Annotated in this window: 22 protein-coding genes; all 22 read left to right on the forward strand. The window is 37.0% G+C overall.

From position 1 onward, the window contains the following. Nucleotides 1-11 precede the first annotated feature (11 nt). The 22 genes from abc-f (at nt 12) to VTHSUH11_RS06340 (ending at nt 24,338) form a co-directional block, all read left to right on the forward strand. Nucleotides 12-1,925, forward strand: coding sequence for a ribosomal protection-like ABC-F family protein (gene abc-f, locus VTHSUH11_RS06235; RefSeq protein WP_105093030.1), 1,914 nt, complete (start codon nt 12-14; stop codon nt 1,923-1,925). A 145-nt stretch (nt 1,926-2,070) separates the two neighbouring features. Then, nucleotides 2,071-3,219 carry an ABC transporter substrate-binding protein gene (locus VTHSUH11_RS06240; protein WP_105093031.1) on the forward strand — a complete coding sequence of 383 codons (1,149 nt, stop codon included), beginning with the start codon at nt 2,071-2,073 and terminating at the stop codon, nt 3,217-3,219. Between the two features lie 14 nt (nt 3,220-3,233). Continuing rightward, the gene (locus VTHSUH11_RS06245) at nt 3,234-4,115 is read left to right on the forward strand and encodes a branched-chain amino acid ABC transporter permease (protein ID WP_059361863.1); all 882 of its coding nucleotides are present in this window, start codon (nt 3,234-3,236) and stop codon (nt 4,113-4,115) included. Next, nucleotides 4,115-5,125 carry a branched-chain amino acid ABC transporter permease gene (locus tag VTHSUH11_RS06250; RefSeq protein WP_059361864.1) on the forward strand — a complete coding sequence of 337 codons (1,011 nt, stop codon included), beginning with the start codon at nt 4,115-4,117 and terminating at the stop codon, nt 5,123-5,125. Before VTHSUH11_RS06245 ends, VTHSUH11_RS06250 begins: the two co-directional genes overlap by 1 nt. Before the next feature lie 11 nt (nt 5,126-5,136). Continuing rightward, nucleotides 5,137-5,898: an ABC transporter ATP-binding protein gene (locus VTHSUH11_RS06255; RefSeq protein ID WP_105093032.1), complete on the forward strand. Its 762-nt coding sequence runs from the start codon at nt 5,137-5,139 to the stop codon at nt 5,896-5,898. A gap of 1 nt (nt 5,899) precedes the next feature. Beyond that, nucleotides 5,900-6,610: an ABC transporter ATP-binding protein gene (locus VTHSUH11_RS06260; protein WP_059361866.1), complete on the forward strand. Its 711-nt coding sequence runs from the start codon at nt 5,900-5,902 to the stop codon at nt 6,608-6,610. 346 nt (nt 6,611-6,956) lie between these two features. Beyond that, entirely contained in the window at nt 6,957-7,655 is a 699-nt protein-coding gene (locus VTHSUH11_RS06265; RefSeq protein ID WP_105093033.1) for a polysaccharide biosynthesis/export family protein, read from the forward strand. A gap of 56 nt (nt 7,656-7,711) precedes the next feature. Next, nucleotides 7,712-9,538 carry a polysaccharide biosynthesis protein gene (locus tag VTHSUH11_RS06270; RefSeq protein ID WP_105093034.1) on the forward strand — a complete coding sequence of 609 codons (1,827 nt, stop codon included), beginning with the start codon at nt 7,712-7,714 and terminating at the stop codon, nt 9,536-9,538. 50 nt (nt 9,539-9,588) lie between these two features. Then, on the forward strand, nt 9,589-11,028 hold the full coding sequence (locus tag VTHSUH11_RS06275; RefSeq protein WP_059361868.1) for a GumC family protein: 1,440 nt from the start codon (nt 9,589-9,591) through the stop codon (nt 11,026-11,028). Nucleotide 11,029: 1 nt separating this feature from the next. Beyond that, the gene (locus tag VTHSUH11_RS06280) at nt 11,030-11,650 is read left to right on the forward strand and encodes a CpsD/CapB family tyrosine-protein kinase (protein ID WP_105093035.1); all 621 of its coding nucleotides are present in this window, start codon (nt 11,030-11,032) and stop codon (nt 11,648-11,650) included. A gap of 22 nt (nt 11,651-11,672) precedes the next feature. Beyond that, the gene (locus VTHSUH11_RS06285) at nt 11,673-12,872 is read left to right on the forward strand and encodes a DegT/DnrJ/EryC1/StrS family aminotransferase (RefSeq protein WP_105093036.1); all 1,200 of its coding nucleotides are present in this window, start codon (nt 11,673-11,675) and stop codon (nt 12,870-12,872) included. Continuing rightward, nucleotides 12,869-13,555, forward strand: coding sequence for a sugar transferase (locus VTHSUH11_RS06290; RefSeq protein ID WP_105093355.1), 687 nt, complete (start codon nt 12,869-12,871; stop codon nt 13,553-13,555). The genes VTHSUH11_RS06285 and VTHSUH11_RS06290 overlap by 4 nt, the downstream gene beginning before the upstream one ends. A 9-nt stretch (nt 13,556-13,564) precedes the next feature. Then, nucleotides 13,565-14,425: a LicD family protein gene (locus tag VTHSUH11_RS06295; protein WP_105093037.1), complete on the forward strand. Its 861-nt coding sequence runs from the start codon at nt 13,565-13,567 to the stop codon at nt 14,423-14,425. Nucleotides 14,426-14,442: 17 nt separating this feature from the next. Next, entirely contained in the window at nt 14,443-15,162 is a 720-nt protein-coding gene (locus tag VTHSUH11_RS06300; RefSeq protein ID WP_059361872.1) for an IspD/TarI family cytidylyltransferase, read from the forward strand. Further along, entirely contained in the window at nt 15,143-16,210 is a 1,068-nt protein-coding gene (locus VTHSUH11_RS06305) for an NAD-dependent epimerase/dehydratase family protein (RefSeq protein WP_105093038.1), read from the forward strand. Before VTHSUH11_RS06300 ends, VTHSUH11_RS06305 begins: the two co-directional genes overlap by 20 nt. Then, complete coding sequence (locus VTHSUH11_RS06310) at nt 16,203-17,270, forward strand: glycosyltransferase (protein WP_105093039.1); 1,068 nt, start codon at nt 16,203-16,205, stop codon at nt 17,268-17,270. The genes VTHSUH11_RS06305 and VTHSUH11_RS06310 overlap by 8 nt, the downstream gene beginning before the upstream one ends. Before the next feature lie 48 nt (nt 17,271-17,318). Then, a complete protein-coding gene (locus tag VTHSUH11_RS06315) occupies nt 17,319-18,590 on the forward strand; it encodes an O-antigen ligase family protein (protein ID WP_105093040.1) in 1,272 nt (423 codons plus the stop codon). Continuing rightward, nucleotides 18,544-19,476, forward strand: coding sequence for an ATP-grasp fold amidoligase family protein (locus VTHSUH11_RS06320; RefSeq protein ID WP_105093041.1), 933 nt, complete (start codon nt 18,544-18,546; stop codon nt 19,474-19,476). The genes VTHSUH11_RS06315 and VTHSUH11_RS06320 overlap by 47 nt, the downstream gene beginning before the upstream one ends. After that, the gene (locus tag VTHSUH11_RS06325; protein WP_105093042.1) at nt 19,454-20,593 is read left to right on the forward strand and encodes a CapA family protein; all 1,140 of its coding nucleotides are present in this window, start codon (nt 19,454-19,456) and stop codon (nt 20,591-20,593) included. The genes VTHSUH11_RS06320 and VTHSUH11_RS06325 overlap by 23 nt, the downstream gene beginning before the upstream one ends. A gap of 16 nt (nt 20,594-20,609) precedes the next feature. Beyond that, a complete protein-coding gene (locus VTHSUH11_RS06330; RefSeq protein WP_105093043.1) occupies nt 20,610-22,061 on the forward strand; it encodes a lipopolysaccharide biosynthesis protein in 1,452 nt (483 codons plus the stop codon). Between the two features lie 15 nt (nt 22,062-22,076). After that, on the forward strand, nt 22,077-23,171 hold the full coding sequence (locus VTHSUH11_RS06335; protein WP_105093044.1) for a GDP-mannose 4,6-dehydratase: 1,095 nt from the start codon (nt 22,077-22,079) through the stop codon (nt 23,169-23,171). After that, complete coding sequence (locus tag VTHSUH11_RS06340) at nt 23,172-24,338, forward strand: nucleotide sugar dehydrogenase (RefSeq protein ID WP_059361880.1); 1,167 nt, start codon at nt 23,172-23,174, stop codon at nt 24,336-24,338. The last annotated feature ends 1 nt before the right edge of the window (nt 24,339 follow it).

A 24,339-nucleotide genomic window follows, 5' to 3' on the forward strand; every position in this document is an offset into this window, starting at 1 on the left:
GGAGGTATTGAATGGAACGCATTCGAATGATCGGCCTGGGAAAATCATTTGGGGTGCGCCAAGTGTTTTCCAATGTGTCCTTTGAGATAAAAGAAGGCGATAGAATAGCCTTAGTTGGTCCTAATGGGGCCGGAAAATCAACATTATTAAAATGTATCCTCGGCATTGAGGAATTAGATGAAGGTCAAGTTGTAACATCGCCCGTGGCAAGTATTGGCTATCTACAACAAGATGTCAACTTGGGTGATGCCAGTTTGGCCGAAGAAATAGAAACTGCCTGGGAAGATGTTCATGCTTTAGAAGATAAATTACACGAGCTCACAACATATCTTGAAACTCATGAGGCTAGTGAAAGTGACTTACAACGTCTTGATTATTTACAAAATCGGTTAGAATGGCTAGGTGGCTACGATTATGAGCAAAAGACTAAGCGTATAGTTTATGGACTTGGCTTTACGGATGAAGATTTAGATAAACCAGCCAATGCCTTTTCTGGTGGACAAAAGACGCGCATTAATTTGGCAAAGGCCTTAGTTCGTAGTCCAGATTTTTTATTTTTAGATGAACCTACGAACCATTTAGATATGGAAATGTTAGAGTGGTTGGAGGGTTATTTATCCTCCTATCGAGGGGGGATTCTCATCGTTAGTCATGACCGATATTTTATGGATCGGATTGTGACTGGCGTAGTAGAATTAGATCATCATAAGGCTACAACCTATCGCGGTAATTATAGTCGTTATGTGGCACAACGGGATGAACGTTTAAAAGCAGATACAATTGCTTATGAAAAGCAGCAAGAATATATCAAGAAAACTGAAGAATATATTGATAAGTATCGTGCAGGTATTAAGTCTAAGATGGCTAGAGGGCGTCAATCACAGTTGAATCGGTTGGAACGATTAGAAGCTCCTGTAACCTCGCACTCATTAGAGTTTAAATTTCCTCCTGCTGCAATGAGTGCCGATAAGGTACTCGTATTAGACCATGTGTCTATTGGTTATGGATCAGGGGAACCAATTATTGACGATGTATCCGTAGTGGTTCGTCGTGGTGAATCTGTCGCTTTGATCGGTCCTAATGGGGCTGGTAAATCTACAATGGTAAAAGCTATCATTGGTGAATTACTCCCTACTGACGGTTATATAGATATTGGAAATCGTGTACAAGTAGGCTACTTTTCCCAAGAGCATGAAGAACTACATAATCAATGGCAAGTGGTTGATGAGATCATAAATAACTATAATTTCACAGAAGAAAAAGCACGAAATGTGTTAGGTTCATTCCTCTTTAAAGGTGATGATGTGTTTAAGCTTGTGGGGGACTTATCTGGTGGTGAACGAGCCCGATTAGCATTGCTAAAATTATTCTTGCAAGGAGATAATTTCCTAGTCCTCGATGAACCGACTAACCATTTAGATGTGCCTACACGTGAAATTGTTGAAAGTGCATTAAAACAGTTTGGTGGTACTTGCTTTATTATTTCTCATGACAGGTACTTTTTAGATCAAGTATCCACGCGAACTTTGGTGTTAGAAGATAAGGGAATTACTGAATATTTAGGTAATTATTCATACTATAAAGAAAAACTTAAAGAGCAAAATGATATAGCTGCACTGACTGCTCCAGTACAAGAATCCTCTCAAACTGTGGCAAGGGGTGAAAATGAGATTATTCTTTCAAAAGATGAATCTAAGAAAAAAACAAATACTTATATGGTTGAAAAGCAATTAGCTGAGGTAGAAGAAGAAATTGCTCGCTTAGAGGCGACAATGAAGATGTATGAGGTACAGTTAGCAAATCCTGTAGTGCAACAAGATTTAGATGAAATGTCTAAGCTTTCTAAACAGATTGAAGATACTCAACATGATTTAGATTCATTGTATGAGAAGTGGGAACATTTTTCTGAACTACTAGGTGAATAAGAATATTTTATATTATCTTCAACAAAATTCTATAGAAAATGCATCAAATTCATTGACAAACATAATAAATACCTCATAATATAAATGTATATATAATTTATACTAAATAATTTGCTATTAAGACGTGTTAAAGGAAGGATGTAGCATGAATAAATCTATGTTAAAAAAAGTTGCCGTTTTCGGCCTTGCTGGTGTAATGGCAGTTGCTGCTGGTTGTGGTAGCAATAAAGATGCAGGAAATGCAAATAGCAATGAAGCTAAAATTGCATTATTGACAACAACAACCGGTGGTGCGGCAGCATATGGTGAATCCATTAAAGCTGGTGCAGAATTGGCTGTAAGCGAAATCAACGCTGATGCAAACGCTATGAAAATCAATTTGTTAGTAGAGGATACTAAAGGTGATAAAAACGAAGCTATCAATGCGATGAACAAAGTAATTGCAAAAGATAAAGTTGTAGCAGTTATCGGCCCAATGTTATCTGGTGAAATGATGGCAGCTGGCCCTGTAGCAAACAAAAGTAAAGTAGTAGCTTTAGGCACATCTACAACTGCTGAAGGTATTACAGATATTGGGGATTATATCTTCCGTAATGCTGTTCCTGAATCCTTGGCTGTAGATACAGCTATCAAAGAAGCTCATAAAACATTGGGCTTTAAAACAGCAGCTATTATGTATTCTAACAACAATGATCAAATGGTATCTGTAAACAATACAGCTCGTAAAGCATTGGAATCTGTAGGCGTACAAATCGTTGATACTGAAACATTTGCAGATAAAGATACTGACTTCTCTGCTCAATTGACTAAGATTCAACAAGCTAAACCAGATGTAATCATCGTTGCATCCCTTTACCAAGAAGGTGCCCTTATCATGAAAAAAATGCGTGAAATGGGTATGAATCAACCTGTAGTTGGTTCCAATGGTTTCAACAGTCCACAATTCATTAAAATTGCTGGCGATGCAGCTAACGGTGTCATCGTAGGTACACCTTGGTTCCCAAATAAAGAAGACCAAAAGGTTAAAGACTTCCGTAAAGCGTATGTAGCTAAATATGGCAAAGAACCTGACCAATTCGCTGCACAAGCATACGATGCCGTATATCTTTATGAAGCAGCGTTGAAAAAAGCAGGCTCCACAACTGATCGCGAAAAATTCCGTGAAGCATTGAAAAATATTGCTGACTTCGTTGGTGTAACTGGTCAATTCAAGTTCAACGAAAAACGCGATCCTTCCATGGAAGTTCAAGTATTACAAATTAAAAATGGTCAATTTGACGCATTAACAAAATAAGTTGAGGTAGTATAGTGTTTTTACAACAATTAGTTAACGGGTTAACCCTTGGTAGCTTATATGCTGTACTCGCTATTGGCTTAACACTTGTGTTCGGTGTTTTGAATATTATCAACATGGCTCACGGAGGCATCTTTATGATAGGTGCCTTCGTTGGTCTTTTTATGGTAACAATTTTTAACGTTAACATTTTTGTAGCCCTTATCGTAGCTATGGCAGTAGGTGCTATCCTTGGTTATCTTCTAGAATTCGTGGCTCTTCGTCCACTGCGAAAGAAAAAGGTGTCTCACTTGGCACCACTTATCAGTACCATCGGCGTTTCTATCTTTATTGAAAGCTTGGCATTATTGCTTTGGGGCCCTCAAACGAGATCTTTCCCACCAGATTATATTGGCGGTTTAATTGATTTTGGGGCTTTTAAAATTTCCATGGTACAAATCATCGGCTTAGGTGTATCCATCTTATTAATGGTTATTTTAAATGTAGTGATTAAAAAGACCAAAATTGGTAAAGCAATTCGCGCCGTATCCATGAGTACTGAAACAGCAGCTCTTTTAGGTATAAATCCTACGATGATTATTTCTGTAACTGTTATGATTGCTTCTGCACTAGGTGCAGCTGCAGGTGTACTCGTAGGCCTATCCTTTAATGCGATTGAACCTACAATGGGCGTTATTATCGGCTTTAAAGGCTTGGCAGTACTTATCTTAGGCGGTCTTGGTAATATTACAGGTGCCATGGTGGGTGGCTTTATCCTTGGTGTAGCAGAGGTCTTCTCTGTTGCTTATGGTGCATCCACATTCCGTGATGCTGTAGCCTTTGGTCTCATTATTCTATTATTGTTCTGGCGCCCACAAGGCTTATTTGGTTCTAAAGATAAAGGGGGGAGACCGTAATGGATTTATTAAACCCGTATTATCTACAGATCGTGATGTTCTTCATCATCAATGCCATCATGGGTATTTCTATTTACTTCACCCTTGCAAGTGGTCAGCTCTCTCTTGGGGCCGCTGGTTTTATGAGTGTTGGTGCTTATGTAGGTGCTATGCTTTCTTTGAAAGCTGATTTGCCTATCATCGTAGGTATCATTATTGGTGGTTTGGTTGCTAGTCTAGTAGCCGTTATTATTGGATTACCAACAACACGTCTTCGTGGTTTATATCTTGCCATTGCTACCCTTGGCTTTGGTGAAGTTGTACGCGTTATTTTCTTGAATTTAGATGTTACTAATGGTGCATTAGGTTTATCTGGTATACCATCTATTCCTCAAGAATTGACAAATTATGCCTATGAATTTGATATTGATGGTCTAATGGGCCTTGATGCAGTAACATGGGGCAATTTAATGGCTATCATTATTTTACTGGTAGTATTGGCTTTAATTATTGCTTTCTGTGTACGCATTAATAATAGCCGTGTTGGTCGTGCTTTTGCAGCTATTAAAGCTGATGATCATGCAGCAGAATTAATGGGGATTAACGTTGTATACTACAAAATGATGGCTTTCATCATTGGTGCCTTCATCGCTGGTATCGGTGGTGGTTTGTATGCTCATATTACAAACTTTATTAATCCAACCGATTTTAGTTATCACAAAGTAGTACAAATCTTATTATTCCCAGTATTTGGTGGTTCTAATGTAGTATGGGGCTCTGTACTAGGTTCTTTTATTCTTACATTATTGCCAGAAGTTTTGCGTTTCTTATCCGATTATCGAGATATCATTTATGGTGCATTGCTCGTAATCTTAATGGCTGTTCGCCCAGACGGTATTTTGACAGAATCTATGGTAGATAAAATCAGCCGTAAATTAGGTTTTAAAAAGGCTCCATATATCCCAGAATCACAAGTGTTAACAGAGCGCTTTGAAGCATATAAACGCAAACAAGAAGAGAAACAAGGATAGGAGGGAACTGAATGCTATTAGAATTAAATGAAGTAAGTAAAAGCTTTGGTGGCGTTGCAGCTCTCACAGGTGTTTCCTTTGGTGTTAAACAGGGTGAAGTATTTGGTGTTATCGGTCCGAATGGTGCTGGTAAGACTACACTATTTAATTTGATTACTGGTGTATTCCCTGTTAGCTCTGGTGAAATCGTATTCGACGGTATGTCTGTTGTAGGGATTAAGCCGCATAGAACGGTAGAGATGGGCATTGCTCGTACATTCCAAAATATTCGTCTCTTTGGTAATATGACGGCTCTTGAAACCGTATTAACAGGTATGCATTGTCGTACCGGTTCTGGTTTTTTATCAAGTTTCTTGAGAACAAAACGTCAACGTATTGAAGAAGAACGTTGTCGCGGTATTGCGTATGAGTTCTTAAAGCTAGTCGGTCTTGAAGAAGATGCGGAAGAGGTTGCTACATCATTGCCATATGGTAAGCAACGTCGGCTTGAAATCGCTCGTGCGTTAGCCACACATCCACAATTGATTTTGCTTGATGAACCAGCTGCCGGTATGAATGATAGTGAAACAGAGGTTCTTCGCCAATTAATTGGTAAAATTCGTGACTTAGGCATTACTGTTGTAGTTATTGAACATGCTATGGAATTGATGATGAATATTTGTGATCGCTTAGTCGTTCTTAACTTTGGTAAGAAAATTGCGGAAGGTACACCTCAAGAAATTCAAAATAATGAGGCTGTAATTGAAGCGTACTTAGGTAAAGAAGAGGTGTAATATGTTAAAACTAGAAAATATCATGGCTGGTTATGGACATATTACAGCCTTAAAAGATATTAGTTTAGAGGTTCCACAAGGTTCTATCGTTTCTTTAATCGGTGCCAATGGTGCAGGTAAGACTACAACTATGAAGACCATTATGGGGCTTGTAAAACCGACTTCTGGTCGAGTTCTATTTGAAGGTCAAGATATTACTGGTCATAAGACTCACAATATCGTACATGGTGGGATTTCTCTAGTTCCAGAAGGTCGTCAAATTTTACAAGATATGAGCGTATATGAAAACCTTGAAATGGGTGCTTATACACGTAAAGATAAGGAAATTGATGCAGATATTAAAAAGGTATTTAAACGATTCCCAATTCTTGATGAACGGAGCTATCAATTAGGTGGTACATTGTCTGGTGGGCAACAACAAATGCTTGCCATAGGTCGTGCTCTTATGGCGCGCCCGAAATTACTGTTACTAGATGAACCATCTATGGGGCTTGCACCACTTGTAGTTAATGAAATTTTTGAGACTATTAAAGAGATTAGTGCAGATGGTACAACCGTTTTATTGGTGGAGCAAAATGTGCGCCAAGCCTTAAAAATAGCAGACTATGCGTATGTATTAGAAACCGGTAAGATGGTTTTATCTGGAACTGCTGATGAAGTACGTCATAACCCTAGAGTTATGGAGGCTTATTTAGGTGGCCGTGTAGAATAATATAAAAATCAAATTTTTAGATGTATATATCTATCATTGTATGGATATATACATCTTTTTTTATTCCAAATTATTTATTGTAAATTGGCTTTATAATGGATCATACTATTGAACATATTTACTGTATGTGTAGAAAAATACACATAATAAATAATGGTAAAGGATAGAGAGTTTCAAGGTTTATAAAGTTTCATGAAGTTTATAACATTGAGGTTCATCTTGCTTATATAGTAGTTGCAAGCAAACAATGATAAACTATATATACGATATTTAATAAAATATTAAATTAATTTAAATAGTATGATTATAAAATTTTCTTATACATATAAATAATATGAGGTGTATTATGAATCGGAAATTGATAGCTCTATCTCTTGTAATAGGAACGATGGCGAATACAGGCTTTGCAAAAGATATTTCAACCGAAGCAGTTACCGCTACATCTATGGAAACGTCTGCTTCCACAATAGGTTCTGATCAAATCTATCGGTTGAGACAAGGTGATGAATTAACTATTGATGTAGTACAACAAATGGACCTAGGTGCCAATAAAACTTTTACCATTCGCCCTGATGGCTATGTATCATTTCCTATGGTAGGCAATATTAAAGCCGATGGCATGACTGTAGAGGAATTCACTCAAAGTTTAATCAATTCCTTGTCTACATACATCATTAATCCAGATGTATCCGTGAATGTTGCCAAATTAGGTGGCGTTCGTGTCTATGTATTTGGTGAAATTAATAAACCAGGTGCATACACATTAACTAAATCGAGTACAGTTATTGATGCTATTGGTGCTGCTGGTAGTTTCAATTGGGATACAGCTAAGAAGAAAATATTCTTGATTCATCAGAATGATCCAACAAAACCTATTGAGATTAATTTAAATAATATATTGAAAACTGGTGATATGTCCCAAAACTATGTTATGCGCGAAGGCGATATCTTGTACTTAACTAAAAATAGCAAGATTAGTTTCTCCAGAGATATTGTGCCTATTTTAACTGGTGCTTATATGGTATCTCGTATCGGAAAAGACTAATTAGCAGATAGTATATATCTTAATATCATATGTAAGTCATATAAGGAGGGCTTTCATTGCGTTCATATTTATTACCGGTCCTATTACTTATTGTAGATGTTATTACTATCATTGGTGTAGCACTAATTAGTTTGCTCATACGTTTTGATGGTTATATAACACCTCAGTATATGGAACAGATGATAGCTGCGTTGCCGATAATGGTAATATCCTACATTATTATGCTCTTATCGATGCATCTATATACGCGCATATGGCGTTATGCGGGGATGCGCGAAGTTGTTGCCGTACTGATTGCTACCACATTAGGGGCAGGATTGTTCTATACCGGAATGCATGTGTTTGATAAATCCTTACCTAGGTCTATTTACTTAATCAGTTGGCTACTTAGTACCGGTGTCATCGGTATCGGTAGAATGGTATTACATTATATTGCGATACGCTATGGTGGAAAACCTAGTGCAGATGCGGAAATGGTGAATACATTAATCATTGGTGCCGGAGATGCAGGTGCAACGATTGCTCGTGAAATTGAAAGATATCATAAGCGCTCACGCAAAGTAATTGGTTTTATAGATGATGATGAGTCAAAGTTCAATCGCTTGATGGGTGGTATTCGTATACTTGGTAATCGTAATGATATTCCTACTATTGTAAAAGAATATAGAGTGAAAGAAATTATTATTGCCATGCCATCTGTTAAACGAGATGAAATTAGAGGTATTATGGAAATCTGTTCACCTCTAAAATGTAAAGTTAATACTTTACCTGGTATGTACCAATTATTAGATGATGAAGTACTGGTATCTCATTTACATCCTGTATCCATAGAAGATTTATTAGAACGAGATGAAGTTCGACTCGATATGGACATAGTGGAGCATTATATTCATGATAAGGTGGTTCTTGTAACAGGTGCTGGTGGATCTATTGGTTCTGAAATTTGTCGTCAGATTATGCGTATTGGGCCTAAAAAACTTTTGCTACTAGGACATGGAGAAAATAGTATATATCTCATTAATCAGGAGTTAAAAGGTTTATATAAGGATGGTCCAATCATTCCTATTATTGCAGATATACGAGATCGACAACAATTAGATCAAATATTTACTCAATATAATCCTCAGGTAGTATTTCATGCAGCGGCACATAAACATGTCCCTTTAATGGAAATACAACCAATGGCTGCCGTTTTAAATAATATTTATGGTACTAGAAATGTAGCAGAAGTAGCAGGACGTCATGGTACAGAGCGATTTGTCATGATTTCTACGGATAAGGCCGTAAATCCAACAAGTGTTATGGGTGCTACTAAGCGTGTAGCAGAAAAGGTCATTATATCGATGAATGACACCTATGATACAAAATATATTACCGTTCGTTTTGGCAATGTATTAGGTAGCCGTGGTTCTGTTATTCCTCTATTTAAAAAGCAAATTGAAGCTGGGGGTCCTGTAACTGTGACAGACCCTGAAATGACGCGCTATTTTATGACAATACCAGAAGCTAGTCAGCTTGTATTACAAGCTGGTGCTATGGGCAAAGGTGGCGAAGTATTTTTGCTTGATATGGGTGAACCAGTTAAAATCATTGATTTAGCAAGAAATATGATTCGCTTATCAGGTCTTGAACCAGATAAGGATATTCATATTAAAATTACTGGTTTGAGACCAGGTGAAAAGAAATATGAAGAATTGCTTACCTCTGAAGAAGGGACAAATCGGACGAATCATACTAAGATTTTCGAAGCTGCATTAGATACTGTTGATAGTGAATGGTTGATGGGAAAAATTAGTATATTTGAGTCCTGTCAAACAGATATGGATGTAATAGGTGTATTACAAGATATTATTCCAACATATACGCCTAATCACAATGTATAAGCGGGAAGAGAGACCGTTGTGTTGTATGCCTACTTGAAAGGGGTATTGGGATGGAACAAATTATAGATTTAAAAGATATAGCTAAGATTCTTATTCGGAAACGGAAAACTATCATAAATGTTACGGGTATTTGTATTCTCCTTGGTGGTGCTTATTTAGTAGTTACACCATCCACATATCAATCGACAGCGATGTTGCGAATTAAACAGACTCAAGGTTTAGGTAATTCTGTATTGTCAACAGAAACTGGCTATTCAGATGCGATGGCACGTCAGCTGATGAATACAAATGCTGAGATTTTAAAAAGTCGTAATGTTGTGGAACCTGTTATCACCGCCATAGAGGGTGAGGGTAGTACTGCACCGACTTATGAAGAGTTTGTTAAAAACCGCATTGAAACAAAACCATATAAAGAAACTCAGCTTCTACAAGTTAGCGTAACTGGTAAGAGTCCAGAAAAAGCACAAGAAGCCAATCAATTATTAATCGACTCCTTTTTGAATCGCTTAGCAGATTTATCTCATGTGGAACAAAAAACGACACGTGAATTCTTACAAAAGCGTGTGGTAACAGCTAAGGCTGAGTTATCTGAAGCGGAGCAAAAATTACAACAATTTCAAGTAGATAATAAGATCTATTCGACTAATGATCAAATGAAGGGTCTTACCGATAAGATTACTTTAATTGATCGAGAAAAAGCTCAAAATAAACTTGATTTAGAAACTGCACAAGCTGCATTAGGGAGTATTAATGCGGACTTAGGATCTGCTGGTGCGAGTATTGCCGATAGCTCAACGGTTCAAGCTTATAAAGCACAGTTGGCAAATCTAGAGGCGCGCAAGGCTAGTTATGCAGGCAAATATACAGACTCTCATCCTGATATGAAAGAAGTTAATGATCAAATTGATAAGGCTAGAGCTGGGTTACAACAAGAAATCAATGCTATTATTTCCCAACAAGCACCATCTAGTAATGCGGCTCAACAAGGCTTATTAGCAGATAAGTTTAGAAATGAAGCAGCATTAGCTGTTGCTCAAAGTAAAGAGGTGGCTTTAGCTGATTTGGATAAGGCTAACGAAGATGCTATGAAGGCTCTTCCTGAAAAGGAACGTGGCTATATTCAGGCTAAACGTGATGTAGATGTAGCACAAGACATTTATCAAATGCTTTCAAAGCGATTGGAAGAAGCCAAGGTAGCGGAAGTCATGGTACCAAATGAAGTGCAAATTGTAGATGCTCCTACGTTACCGGAAAAATCTATTGCACCACGGAGAGTACTTATTATGCTTGCTAGTGCTGTTATAGGCCTGCTATTGGGTTGTTTCTATACATTAGTACAGTCCTTTGGAAATCGTAAAGTACAAACATCCAAAGATGTTGAGGATATGTTACAAGTGCCAATGTTAGGTATTATTCCTAATCACAGTAAAACAGTAAGAGAAGAGCCTAATAATAAAGTGTTGCGTTGGTTGTATAAGGTGAGAGGTTAAGATGGATACAATACGATTAATTTCAAAAGAATATGGTGATACTCCTCTTGTGGAATCCTATCGAACATTGCGCAGCAATCTACAATATCGCTGTAATGCAGAAAATAGAAAGTTACTATGTGTTACAGCTGCCACAACCGGTGAAGGCGTATCCGAGGTTGCCGCTAATTTAGCAATTTCTTTGTCTAAAAATAATGATAAGGTATTATTAATCGATTGTAATTTGCGTAATCCTGTACAACACATATTGTTTGATGTGAAAAATCAAGGGCTTACCAATCATGTTGTTATGGATGAAGATTTGACAATTCATCGTAATGTGATGCCTCATCTAGATTTAATTAGCAGTGGAACTGCGGTGGCATCTCCGTCTGAGGTTGTTGATTCCCATCGATTATCAACAGTATTTGAATATATTCGCGATGAATATGATGTCATCGTTGTAGATACCCCATCCGTGTTAAGTGTTACAGATGCATTGGTTATAGCTGAAAAGGGCGATGGTGTCCTCTTTGTTGTTAAAGGTCATTATGTACAGCCTGATGATATGGCATTAGCTAAACAACGATTAGATCAAATTGGAGTACCTATTATCGGATCAGTATTTATTGATATGGAATAAATGGAAAGTATAGGTGAAAGCTATGAAAATTAATTTCTCTCCTCCAGATATTACTGAATTAGAAATCAATGAGGTGGTAGAAGCGTTAAAAAGTGGTTGGATTACAACTGGACCACGGACTAAGGAATTAGAACAACGTATTGCAACCTATTTAGGGACACCGAAGGCTGTATGTTTAAATTCAGCAACAGCTGCTTTAGAAATGATTCTTCGAGTTTTAGGTGTTGGACCTGGTGATGAGGTTATAACTAGTGCTTACTCCTATACGGCTAGTGCAAGTCCCGTAGTTCATGTAGGGGCCAAGTTAGTATTAATTGATACTGCACCTAACTCTTATGAAATGGACTATGATCAGGTTGCTGCAGCTATTACGGACAAGACAAAAGCAATTATTCCTGTAGATATAGGTGGTGTTCCTTGTGATTATGATCGCCTATTCTCAATCGTAAATGATGCAAAATATCTTTTTAAACCAAGTAATGATATACAACGTGCATTAGGACGAATTCCAATTGTTGCAGACTGTGCACACTCCTTTGGTGCTACGTATAAGAATCTTCACACAGGCAATGTAGCTGATTTTAGTAGTTTCTCTTTTCACGCTGTAAAAAACTTTACTACTGCGGAAGGCGGTGCTGCTACATGGAAACATATAGAGGGTATCGATGATGAAGCAATCTATAAGGAATTCCAATTGTTATCCTTACATGGTCAAGATAAGGATGCATTAGCGAAAACTAAGATCGGTGCTTGGGAATATGATATTAAAGGCACCTATTACAAATGTAATATGACAGATATTATGGCAGCTATTGGATTAGCTCAGTTAGAACGATATCCTAAACTATTAAAACGACGTCAAGAAATCATTAAACGCTATGATGAGGCCTTAAAGGATTGTCCTGTATCTATTGTCGAACATTATACGGATGAGTATATGAGTAGTGGTCATTTATATCTAGTACGTCTCAATGATGCAACCATGGAACAACGCAATGAATTAATTGAAAGAATGGCTGAAAAAGATGTTGCTACGAACGTACACTATAAGCCGATTCCAATGCATACAGCTTATAAGAACTTGGGTTTCTCCATAGATGATTATCCAAATGCATATAATCAGTTCAAAAATGAAATTACATTGCCACTTCATACTAATTTAACTGATGAAGAGGTGGATTATGTGATTCATACATTTAAAGAATGTTTAGGTGTATTATGATCTGGAAATCATGGCAGGAATTACCCGATGATATGCGTTGTGAAGCAGTTCGTCCTTATTATGAAATTTTAGCATCTAAGCGTTGTGATTTGATGCTTAAGGCTATATTTGATCGATTAATGGCAGCTATTCTATTAATTTTTTTGAGTCCTATATTTCTAGTATTAGCTATATGGATAAAACTAGATAGTGAGGGACCTGTATTCTTTAGACAAGAACGGGTTACTCAGTATGGACAAACCTTTAGTATTTATAAGTTTAGAACTATGGTACAAAATGCGGAGCAACTTGGTGCACAAGTAACGTCTAAAGGCGATATGCGCGTCACATCGGTAGGACAAGCTCTGCGCAAGTGCCGACTCGATGAATTGCCTCAATTAATCAATATATTGGAAGGGGCCATGAGTTTTGTAGGTACCCGACCAGAAGTTCCAAGATATGTAGCAGCCTATACAGATGAAATGAAAGCGACATTGTTACTTCCTGCAGGCGTAACAAGTATAGCCAGCATTCGATATAAGGATGAAGATACTTTATTAGACGCCGCAGATGATGTGGATGAATGCTATATTCACAATGTACTTCCAGCAAAGATGGAATGGAATTTACGAAGTATTGTAGAATTCTCATTTTTTAGAGAATTGAAAGTTATGGTGGAAACGGTATTGGCCGTTATACGTTAGAAAGGTAGTATGGCAGAAACAACAGCTCATGATATACAAGCTAAAGAACTGAATATGCTTTTAGTATTTAAAGAATTTTGTGATGCCCATAATCTACGATTCTATTTGTGTGGAGGCGGTCTTATAGGTGCCATTCGTCATAAGGGATTCATACCATGGGATGACGATTTAGATATTTTTATGCCTCGTCCAGACTATGAAAAACTGGCTGAATTGTGGCCATTATATGGAGATAAACGCTATACCTACTGCAGGACAACGAGAGATAAGATTTATCATGATGCGGGCGTATCAATCCGCGATGAAGAAACTACTTTCATTAATCGTCATAGTGTAAATGAAGACATATGTCATGGTTTGGCCCTTGAAATTATGCCTATTGATGGATGCCCTAAGGGTCCTGTAAAACGATTCTTTCAGCTCATGTGGGCCATGACCTTTGCTCTATTTAATGCACAAAGATTACCTGATAATAAGGGGAAACTATATCGTATGCTGGCAGGTTGTATATATAAGGTGATTTCTAAACCTTCGTGGCGTTATCATATATGGCGCTTTGCAGAGAAACAAATGAGTCAATATGATTTTGAAACATCTGATGAAGTGACAGAACTGATTGGTAGTTTGAAGGGTATGAAGTTACGGCATCCACGCCAAGATTTTGATCATGTTATATATAAGGAGTTTGAAGGTTATCAAATCCCAGTTATGGCTGGCTATGAGCGTTATCTACGTTTGATTTGGGGCGACTATATGCAATTGCCTCCTGTAGAGCAACGTGTGGCGAAGCATGATGCCGTATATATTGATATGGATAATAGTTATACAAATTATAAGGGCATTCATTATTTAGTAAACGAACATCGTTAATAGTTAAGGGAGGTTCTATGAAAAGAATAGCAGTTATATTTGCTGGTGGCGTAGGATCCCGAATGAAAAATGATAAGATGCCAAAGCAGTTTCTTGAATGGAATGGCAAGCCTATACTTATACAAACCTTAGCCATTTTTGAAGCAGAACCATATATCGATGGCATTGTTTTAGTCTGTAAGGCGGACTGGATGGATTATGCAAAAGCATTAATTGAAAAAGAGGGACTTCAAAAGGTTGTATCTGTCGTACCTGGTGGTGAAACTGCATTAGACTCTCAATATAATGGTTTACTTGAGACTAAGCGATTGTATGGTGTTGATAATGTAACCGTATTAATTCATGATGGCGTACGACCTTTAGTTGATAGTTCCACCATTGTTAGAAATATTCGTTCAGTAGAGTCTAAGGGGAGTGCTATTACGGTAACTCCCGCTATTGAAACTGTTATGGTTACAGATGATGGTGAAATCAAGACGATTTTAAATCGTCAACAATGCTTAATGGCAAAAGCTCCTCAAAGTTTTAGGCTCGGTGATATTCTTTCTGTTCACGATACATCTATAGCAGAGGGCATTCATGATTTTATCGATTCTGCATCTATGATGATGCATTATGGGTATCCATTGTACCCTGTATGGGGGGAGCCAGAAAATATTAAGATTACAACTCCGTCAGACTACTATATGTTTACGGGGATATTAAAAAATAGAGAAAGTGGAGGTGAGGGCAATTAATACGGTTGTTGAACGAGACATACAAGAAATTATAAGTGATTCCCAGATATTTGATGCCTTTCGTGGCAAATTAATCCTTGTTACCGGAGCGACTGGTTTAATTGGCTCTATGGTGGCTCGTTCATTAATAGCCGCGAATGATGCTTATCATCTTTCACTACGCGTCATCTGTCATGTTAGGAATATAGAAAAAGCTCATCATATGTTTAGTGATATTGTTGACTCAGATATATTAACCTTTGTTGATACCCCATTAGAATCTCTTGATATAGCTTGTGACTATATTATGCATGGTGCAGCCCCTACAAAATCAAAATATTTTGTAGAACATCCGGTTGATACAATTCGTACGTCAATTCATGGTACGGAGCGTATGTTAGAACTTGGAAAAGAACAGAAAATTAAAGGTATGGTTTATTTATCTAGCATGGAACAATATGGAGTTCCTTATGAGTCAGGTCAAGTGATGACCGAAGATCGTATCGGATATTTAGATCACCTTAATGTGCGTAGCTCTTATTCTGAAAGTAAACGCTTATGTGAGTGTTACTGTAAATCCTATGCTGTTGAATTTGGTGTTCCTGTTAAAATCGCTCGCCTTGCGCAGACGTTCGGTGCTGGTGTGCCGTTAGATGATAATCGGGTGTTTATGCAGTTCACCCAACATGCCTTGGATGGTCGTGATATTATCCTTCATACGAAGGGGGATTCAATGTCTAATTTCTGTTATATTACTGATGCGGTAAGAGCTATCCTTATTTTGCTGAGTCAAGGTGAAGTAGGCGAAGCTTATAATGTTTGTCATGATGAGGAAACTCGTAGCATTGCTAGTATTGCTAATTTAGTGGCATGTCATGTGGGTGAAGATAAGATTTCTGTTATTTTTGATATTCCAGAAAACCTATCTTCCTTTGGTTATGCTCCTACAGTCCATATGTTTTTGAATTCAAAGAAGATGCGAAGTCTATCCTGGGAACCACAGGTTTCGATGAAAGAAGCATATATGCGACTTGCCGAATATATCAAAGAGGAGCGTCATCATGAGTAAAGAAATCATTATAGTTACCATATCTCTTGGAAATGATGGGGCAGAACGTATTTTAACGGAACTTGCACGACAATGGCATCAAGATGGTCATAAAATCACGGTAATTCAAACGAGTCCTAATCGATATGGAACAGAGTATGCATTGCCAGAGGGGATAGAGCAAATTCAAATTCATACGACTAGCTCAAATAAAATCATTCGCTTCTTACAAGAGATAAAAGTCCTTATTGGAATATTGAAAAAACGCCCCCATGCGACATGTTTGTCTTTTCTAAGTGCGTCTAGTTTCATTTTGGCCATCAGCTCTTGGTTTGTGAAAAATCGTATAGTTTTTTCTGAACGAAATAATCCGCACAAGGTACCTGTAGGTAAACATCAACAAATGCTGCGAGATTTCGCGTTTAATTTTGCGGATGCTATCGTATTTCAAACAGAAGATGCAAAATCATATTTTTCTCACACTATACAAAGTCGTGGTCATATCATTCCAAATCCTATTAATGGTAATCTACCGAAACCTTATGAAGGTGAACGGGATAAAACTATTGTAACGGCTTGTCGATTACATCCACAAAAGAATTTACCTATGATGATTAATGCCTTTAGCATGTTAGCTGATGAATTTAAAGAGTATAAGCTCGTAATTTATGGGCAAGGTGTGTTAGAAGATGAACTTCGTCAACAAATAGCCAGCCTAGGCTTAACTGATAGAATTATATTACCAGGCTTTGCATCAAATATCTTAGAAAAGGAACGGCCTTGTACGATGTTTGTTTCATCGTCTGACTTTGAAGGTATATCAAACTCCATGTTGGAGGCCATGGGAATGGGCTTACCGGTTGTCGTTACAGATTGCCCTGTAGGCGGTGCGCGTATGGTCATTCAGGACGGTGTCAATGGATTACTTGTTCCCGTAGGTGATACGAAAACAATGTATGAGAAAATGAAATCCCTATTAGCAAATCCTGAGCTAGCGAAGAAAATATCTCATGAAGCACTTAAGGTACGAGACACATTTCCACTCAGTAAAATTGCTAAACGTTGGATTGATATTTTATAAATTAGCTTTGTGTTGTGATGTACATATATAGAGAGAAGAGGGACAGTATTGAAATTAAATATTACGGCCATATCTAATCGTCTTATATGGTTTATAACATTAATATTTCTTGTACTTTCATTAACCATATCATTTGCCCTCGGTGAAGCTAATTATGGTGCCTATGTATTATTCGTATGTTTATTTGGCCTAATTTTATGCTACCTCATTAGAGAACAGGGACGTATTACACTGTCTTTTAATTGGATGCATATGTATATGCTACTATTCATAGGCGTTTGTTATGTTAGCTCAATTGATGCACTTGATTCATCGGTAGCACTGAGTAGAAGCTTTGACATTGTAAAAATATTTTGTATGCTCATTGTCTTATATATGTGTTTTCAGCGAGAAAAATCAGTAGATCTACTGTTAAAAATTGGTATGTGGGCAGGGTATATCGTCTGTTTTTATACGGTATATTATTACGGACTAGATTATTTTATCAATGTATTATCTTCGTCTACACGAATTGCAAATGAAGCTTTGAATGCAAATACTGTTGGCTTATTAGGGGCAAATGCCATCGTTATGACTGTGTACTACATGATGTATGACAAGCCACGGTGGTGGAACATTATAGCATTACCAACATTAGGTATATTAGCAGCTACTGGCAGTCGAAAAGCATTGGTGTTTGTTGTAGCTGGGGTAGCTTTACTTTTTGTATTTAAAAGCTTTCGCAGTACAAATATTGTTAATTCCTTAGCTAAATTGGTGACTTACTTAACCGTATTAATTGTAGGTTTTATAGGGATTTTACAATTGCCTATGTTTAGTGAAATACTTGAGCGGATGAGCTCTATGGTTGAAGCCTTCACTGGGACTGGAGGCGATTCATCAACTATTGTCCGTTTGATGTTAGTAGATATTGGATGGGATTTATTTCATCAGTCTCCTCTCATAGGTGTAGGGATTCATAATCCTTCCGTTTATACATATTCTATATTTGGAATAGAAAACTATTATCTCCATAATAACTACATCGAGTTATTGGCTGGTACCGGCATTATCGGAGTTGTAACGTATTATTCGATGTATGTGTATCTCGTATATAACATGTTGCGCTATCATGATTTACACAGCAATGAATATGTAATGGTATTTATTCTGCTTATGTCTCAATTAGTTATGGATATGGGCTTGGTTTCTTATGAAAGCAAAAGTACCTACTTTTACATGATGCTATTTTATATGGAAGTACAAATTTTACGTGCTAAAAGGGGGGCATTCGATGAATATACAAACAATATTGAGCAAAGGAAAGAAGTTCGTTCATGATCCGTATTATCGGCTTAAGACGATGATAAAGCTGGGTTTTTATGATTCTTTAAATGATGAGGAGTTTTTGCGTAAAATATTTCAGAAATATCAAGGCTATCCATTAGATTTGGACAACCCTAAGACATTTAATGAAAAAATGCAATGGATGAAACTACATGATCGTCAACCAGAATATATTACTATGGTGGATAAGCATGAGGCGAAACACTATTTAGCAGATAGGATAGACTCAAAATACATCATTCCCACCTTGGGAGTGTGGAATTCTTTTGATGATATTGATTTTGATGCATTGCCAAATCAGTTTGTATTGAAATGTACCCATGATAGTGGAGGCATTGTAATCTGTAAGGACAAATCTACATTTAATAAAGAAGAAGCACGAAACATTATAAATAAGTCTTTAAAGAGTGATTTTTATCTGATAGCTCGAGAATGGCCTTATAAGGATGTGCCTCGACGTATTATTGCTGAAGAATACATAGATGAATTAGGCAGTGATGACCTATTAGACTATAAAATCTATTGTTTTCATGGTGAACCCAAAATAACTGTTGTTTGTTCTGAACGTTTTTCTGAAACCGGGACGCGGATGGATTACTATGATGAAAACTGGGAATTTATGAATATTTCTGTTCCTCATTATGAACCTTCTAATAAGGACTTTAAAAAGCCGCCTCATTATGAAGAGATGATTGCTTTAAGTAAACAGTTATCTAAAGAATTTCCTTTTTTACGGGTGGATTTTTATGATGTGAATGATCGCCTATACATCGGAGAACTAACACTATACCCTGGCGCAGGATTTATAAAGATAGAACCAATTGAGTATGATTACAAAATGGGAGAGTGGTTACATCTTGAAAATATACATCGGAGCTGATTTTGTCCCTACAGATATAAATCGCATATTATTTGAAAACGGTGATATGCACTCTATAATTGGAACGCAATTATATAACATGTTATGTGAGGCTGATTTAAATGTATTTAACTTGGAGGCCCCTCTTACAGACAACGATACATCAATTGACAAATTTGGACATAATTTAAAGTCTCCTACAAAAACAATTAATGGATTTAAAGCTATACCATCCTTATTATTAGGATTGGCAAATAATCATTCCTACGATCAAGGCTATGAAGGCCTGCAATCTACAATGCAGGTGTTAACTCAATCTAATATTGCATATAGTGGTGCTGGTGGCAATGTGAATGAGGCGAAACAGCCTTACATATTTACAAAAGATGGGATACGGCTGGGCATCTATATGTGCACAGAAAATGAGTTTTCTAGTGCTAGTGTACATCGTGCAGGGGCTAATCCTTTCGATGTATTAGAAAGTTTTGATCATGTACAAACCCTTAAAGAACAATGCGATTATGTGATTGTTATTTACCATGGTGGGAAGGAGTTTTACCGCTATCCTTCACCAATGTTGCAACGCTATTGTCGCAAGTTTATTGAAAAAGGGGCTTCCCTAGTTCTTTGTCAACATAGTCACTGCATTGGTGCTCGAGAAGACTACGAGGCTGGTACGATTATCTATGGGCAAGGTAGTTTCGTATTCCAAACAGAATATTTTAATAATTTATATGATATAGTTGCTGATTCATTGGTCGTAGAAATTAATATTAATCAAGATGGTGTCCATATCAATGAAATTCCTATTACTCGTACAGAGGTAGGGATTACTTTAGCAACTAAGGAACATGCTCAGCTTGTTATAGAAATGTACAATCAATTAAGCGAGGATATTAAGAATCCTCATTTTGTATATGAAAGCTATAAGTATTTTGCTGATGAGCACATTAATCGCTATTTGCGAGAATTCTTAGGTCGCTCTTGGATTGTGAAAGCACTTAATCTTTTATGTAATCGCAAGTTAGCTCGCTTATTATTAGGTAAAACAAGTTATTTAGCCATACAAAATTATCTGACCTGTGAAGCTCATTATGAATTATTTTTACAAGGCTTAAAGAATATAAATCATAAGTAAAGGGATTTGAATCTCTATGGATACTAAAGTTGTAGCTGCTGCTAAGTGGTCACTCATAACAGAGATCTTAGCAAAGCTTATTACACCGGTTACAAATATCATATTGGCACATATATTGGCACCTACAGCATTTGGTATTTTAGCGACCATTATGATGGTCATCTCCTTTGCAGAGATGCTAGCCGATGCAGGTTTTCAAAAATTTCTTGTGCAATATGAATTTGAAAGTGAAGATGAAAAGCAGAAGAATGTAAGTGTCGCTTTTATCTCGAATATAGTTTTGGCGATTGTATTGTGGCTTATCATTATTATTTGGCGTGATGAACTAGCAATATTAGTTGGAAACGAAGGATTAGGATTTCCATTGGCTGTAATGGGGGCCATGTTGCCGTTAGGTGCATTTAGCAGTATACAAATGGCCATGTATAGAAGGAGCTTTAATTTTAAATTCCTCTTAAGTATCCGTATGATTACAATCATTACACCTTTGTTCATATCTATACCAATGGCTTTAGCCGGGTTTGATTACTGGTCCTTAATTGCCGGATTATTGGCAGCGCATTTATTTACAGCTATTGCACTATGTGTTCGACAAGAAAAGTTGATATCTATCTATTTTTCGAGTACTGTGTTTCGAAAAATGTTCAGCTTTAGTGCTTGGTCCTTAGCAGAAGCTTTTTCTATCTGGCTTACTGCTTGGGTAGATACCTTTATTATTAGTCATTTTTTAGATGCATATTATCTTGGCCTGTACAAGATGCCGACAGCTATAGTAACAACTGTAATGGCTATTGCCACATCTTCAATGGCGCCTGTATTATTTTCTGCATTATCACGACATCAACATAATCAGGTAGAATTTGAAAAAACATTTTTAACCTTTCAAAGGTACATGGCTTTATTCCTCGTACCTTTGGGTGTGGGGATGTTTGTATACCAAGATTTTATTGTAGAAATTTTGTTAGGGCCACAATGGAAACTAGCTGGCATCGTGTTAGGCTCCTGGGCTTTAAGTTCGTCCCTAGTAACGGCAATATCCTATTTAATATCCGAAGCATTCCGTGCGAAGGGGATGCCTAATATTTCATTTCTCGCACAAATGGCACATCTATTCGTATTAATACCTGTTATATATGTATGCGTGCAATATGACTTTACAACCTTTGTATATGCTCGTTCTATTGTGCGTGTACAGATGATTGCTGTACTTCTTTATCTATTAGCCATATATGTTGGTATGAATGCATGGCTTGTCATTCGAAATATTAAATCCTATATCATTGCTTCCGCTGTAGTGGGCACTGGCTCATATGTATTATTACATTTACATAATAGTATGATTTGGACGATTTTCTGTATATGTATCAGTCTTATTTTGTATCTTGTTGTATTGTATCTATTTCCAACGGAGAGAATTATACTTACTAAAATATGGGAGAGCGTCTTATTACGATTAAAACGCTCTTAAAGGAAAGGACAGATTATGCTTTCACAAAATGTATCATTACATAATAAAGTCATTCTCGTTACAGGTGCGGCCGGATTTGTCGGTGCCAATCTTGTTATGTGGCTGTTTAAAACAGCTCAAGCAAGTCATATCATAGGTGTTGACTCTGTCAATGACTATTATGATGTAAGCTTAAAAGATTATCGCTTACAACAGATTGAGTCAGATGTTAAACATGATAATCAATGGACCTTTAAAAAGGGCAATATCGCAGATAAAGCATTTTTAGAATCTATTTTTGAGGAGTATAAACCGGAAATAGTTGTAAACTTAGCGGCACAGGCTGGTGTACGATATTCTATTACTAATCCTGATGCCTATATAGAGTCCAATATTATAGGACTTTATAATATATTGGAATGTTGTCGTCATTCTTATGATAACGGTACAAAAGGGGTAGAGCATCTCGTGTATGCATCATCATCTTCCGTATATGGGGCTAATAAAAAAATCCCCTATTCCACTGAAGATCAAGTAGATAATCCTGTATCCCTATATGCAGCTACAAAGAAATCTAACGAGTTATTAGCCTATTCCTATGCTAAGTTGTATAACATACCGAGTACAGGTTTGCGCTTCTTTACTGTTTATGGCCCAGCAGGGCGTCCAGATATGGCGTACTTTGGTTTTACTAATACCTTGCGCAAGGGAGATGTTATTAAGATTTTCAACTATGGGAATTGTAAGCGTGATTTCACTTATATAGATGATATTGTTGAAGGTGTTTATAAGGTTATGCAAGTGGCTCCAGAGCGAAGAAATGGCGCTGATGGATTACCAGTGCCACCATATGCAATTTATAATATTGGCAATAATAGCCCTGAAAATTTATTAGACTTTGTAACAATTTTAGGAGAAGAATTAGTATCAGCCGGTGTTCTGCCACCAGACTTTAATATGGAACGCCATAAGGAGCTTGTAGCGATGCAACCGGGCGATGTACCGATTACCTATGCAGATACATCGGCATTAGAAGCCGATTTTGGATTTAAACCAAGTACAACACTTCGTGAAGGTTTAAGACGCTTTGCGATATGGTATAAAGATTTTTACATGAAGGGTGGTAAATAAATGAAAATAGCAATAGCTGGTACAGGCTATGTGGGCCTTTCGAATGGTGTATTACTAGCACAACACAATGAGGTAGTAGCTCTAGATATCATTCCTGAAAAGGTTGAAATGATTAATCACAAGGAATCACCTATTGTAGATGCGGAATTAGCAGATTATTTAAAGAATAAATCTTTAAATTTCCGTGCCACGTTAGATCCAAAAGATGCTTTTCTGGGGGCCGATTATATAATTATTTCTACCCCCACAAACTATGATCCGCAAAAGAATTTTTTTGATACATCATCAGTTGAATCAGTCATTAAAACCGTATTGGATATTAATCCTGATGCGGTTATGATTGTTAAATCAACGGTTCCTGTAGGTTATACAGAGCAAATGAGAGAACGTTTTAATACTAATAATATTATTTTCTCTCCAGAATTTTTGCGTGAAGGTAAAGCTTTATATGATAATTTATATCCTTCTCGTATTGTGGTTGGGGAAGATTCTGAACGAGCTCGTACCTTTGCAAGATTATTAGCAGAAGGGGCCCTTAAAGAAGATGTACCTCAGTGTTTTACCGGCTCTACAGAGGCTGAGGCGATTAAGCTCTTTGCTAACACATATTTAGCATTGCGTGTAGCCTACTTTAATGAACTAGATTCTTATGCAGAAGTACGGGGGTTAAATACAAGTGAGATTATTCATGGCGTATGTTTAGATCCACGTATTGGTGATTTTTATAATAATCCGTCTTTTGGTTATGGTGGGTACTGTTTACCAAAGGATACAAAACAGTTATTAGCAAATTACAATGATGTACCACAAAATCTCATTTCTGCTATTGTTGATGCTAATCGGACTAGAAAAGATCATATTGCGGATGCTATTATTGCTAAACAACCAAAGATTGTAGGCATTTATCGATTGACAATGAAGACTAATTCTGACAATTTTAGAGCTTCTGCAGTACAAGGTATCATGAAGCGCATCAAGGCAAAGGGTATTGCCGTTGTTGTTTATGAGCCAACCCTAGAAGCTGAAGACTTCTTCCATTCGCCTGTGATTAGAAATTTTGAAGATTTCAAACGAGTTAGTGATGTAATTGTGGCTAATCGATGGGATGAAGCATTGGCAGATGTAAAGGATAAAGTATACACTAGAGATATCTTTGATCGAGATTAGT

Source organism: Veillonella tobetsuensis (genome assembly GCF_002959935.1).
Classification (GTDB): domain Bacteria; phylum Bacillota; class Negativicutes; order Veillonellales; family Veillonellaceae; genus Veillonella; species Veillonella tobetsuensis.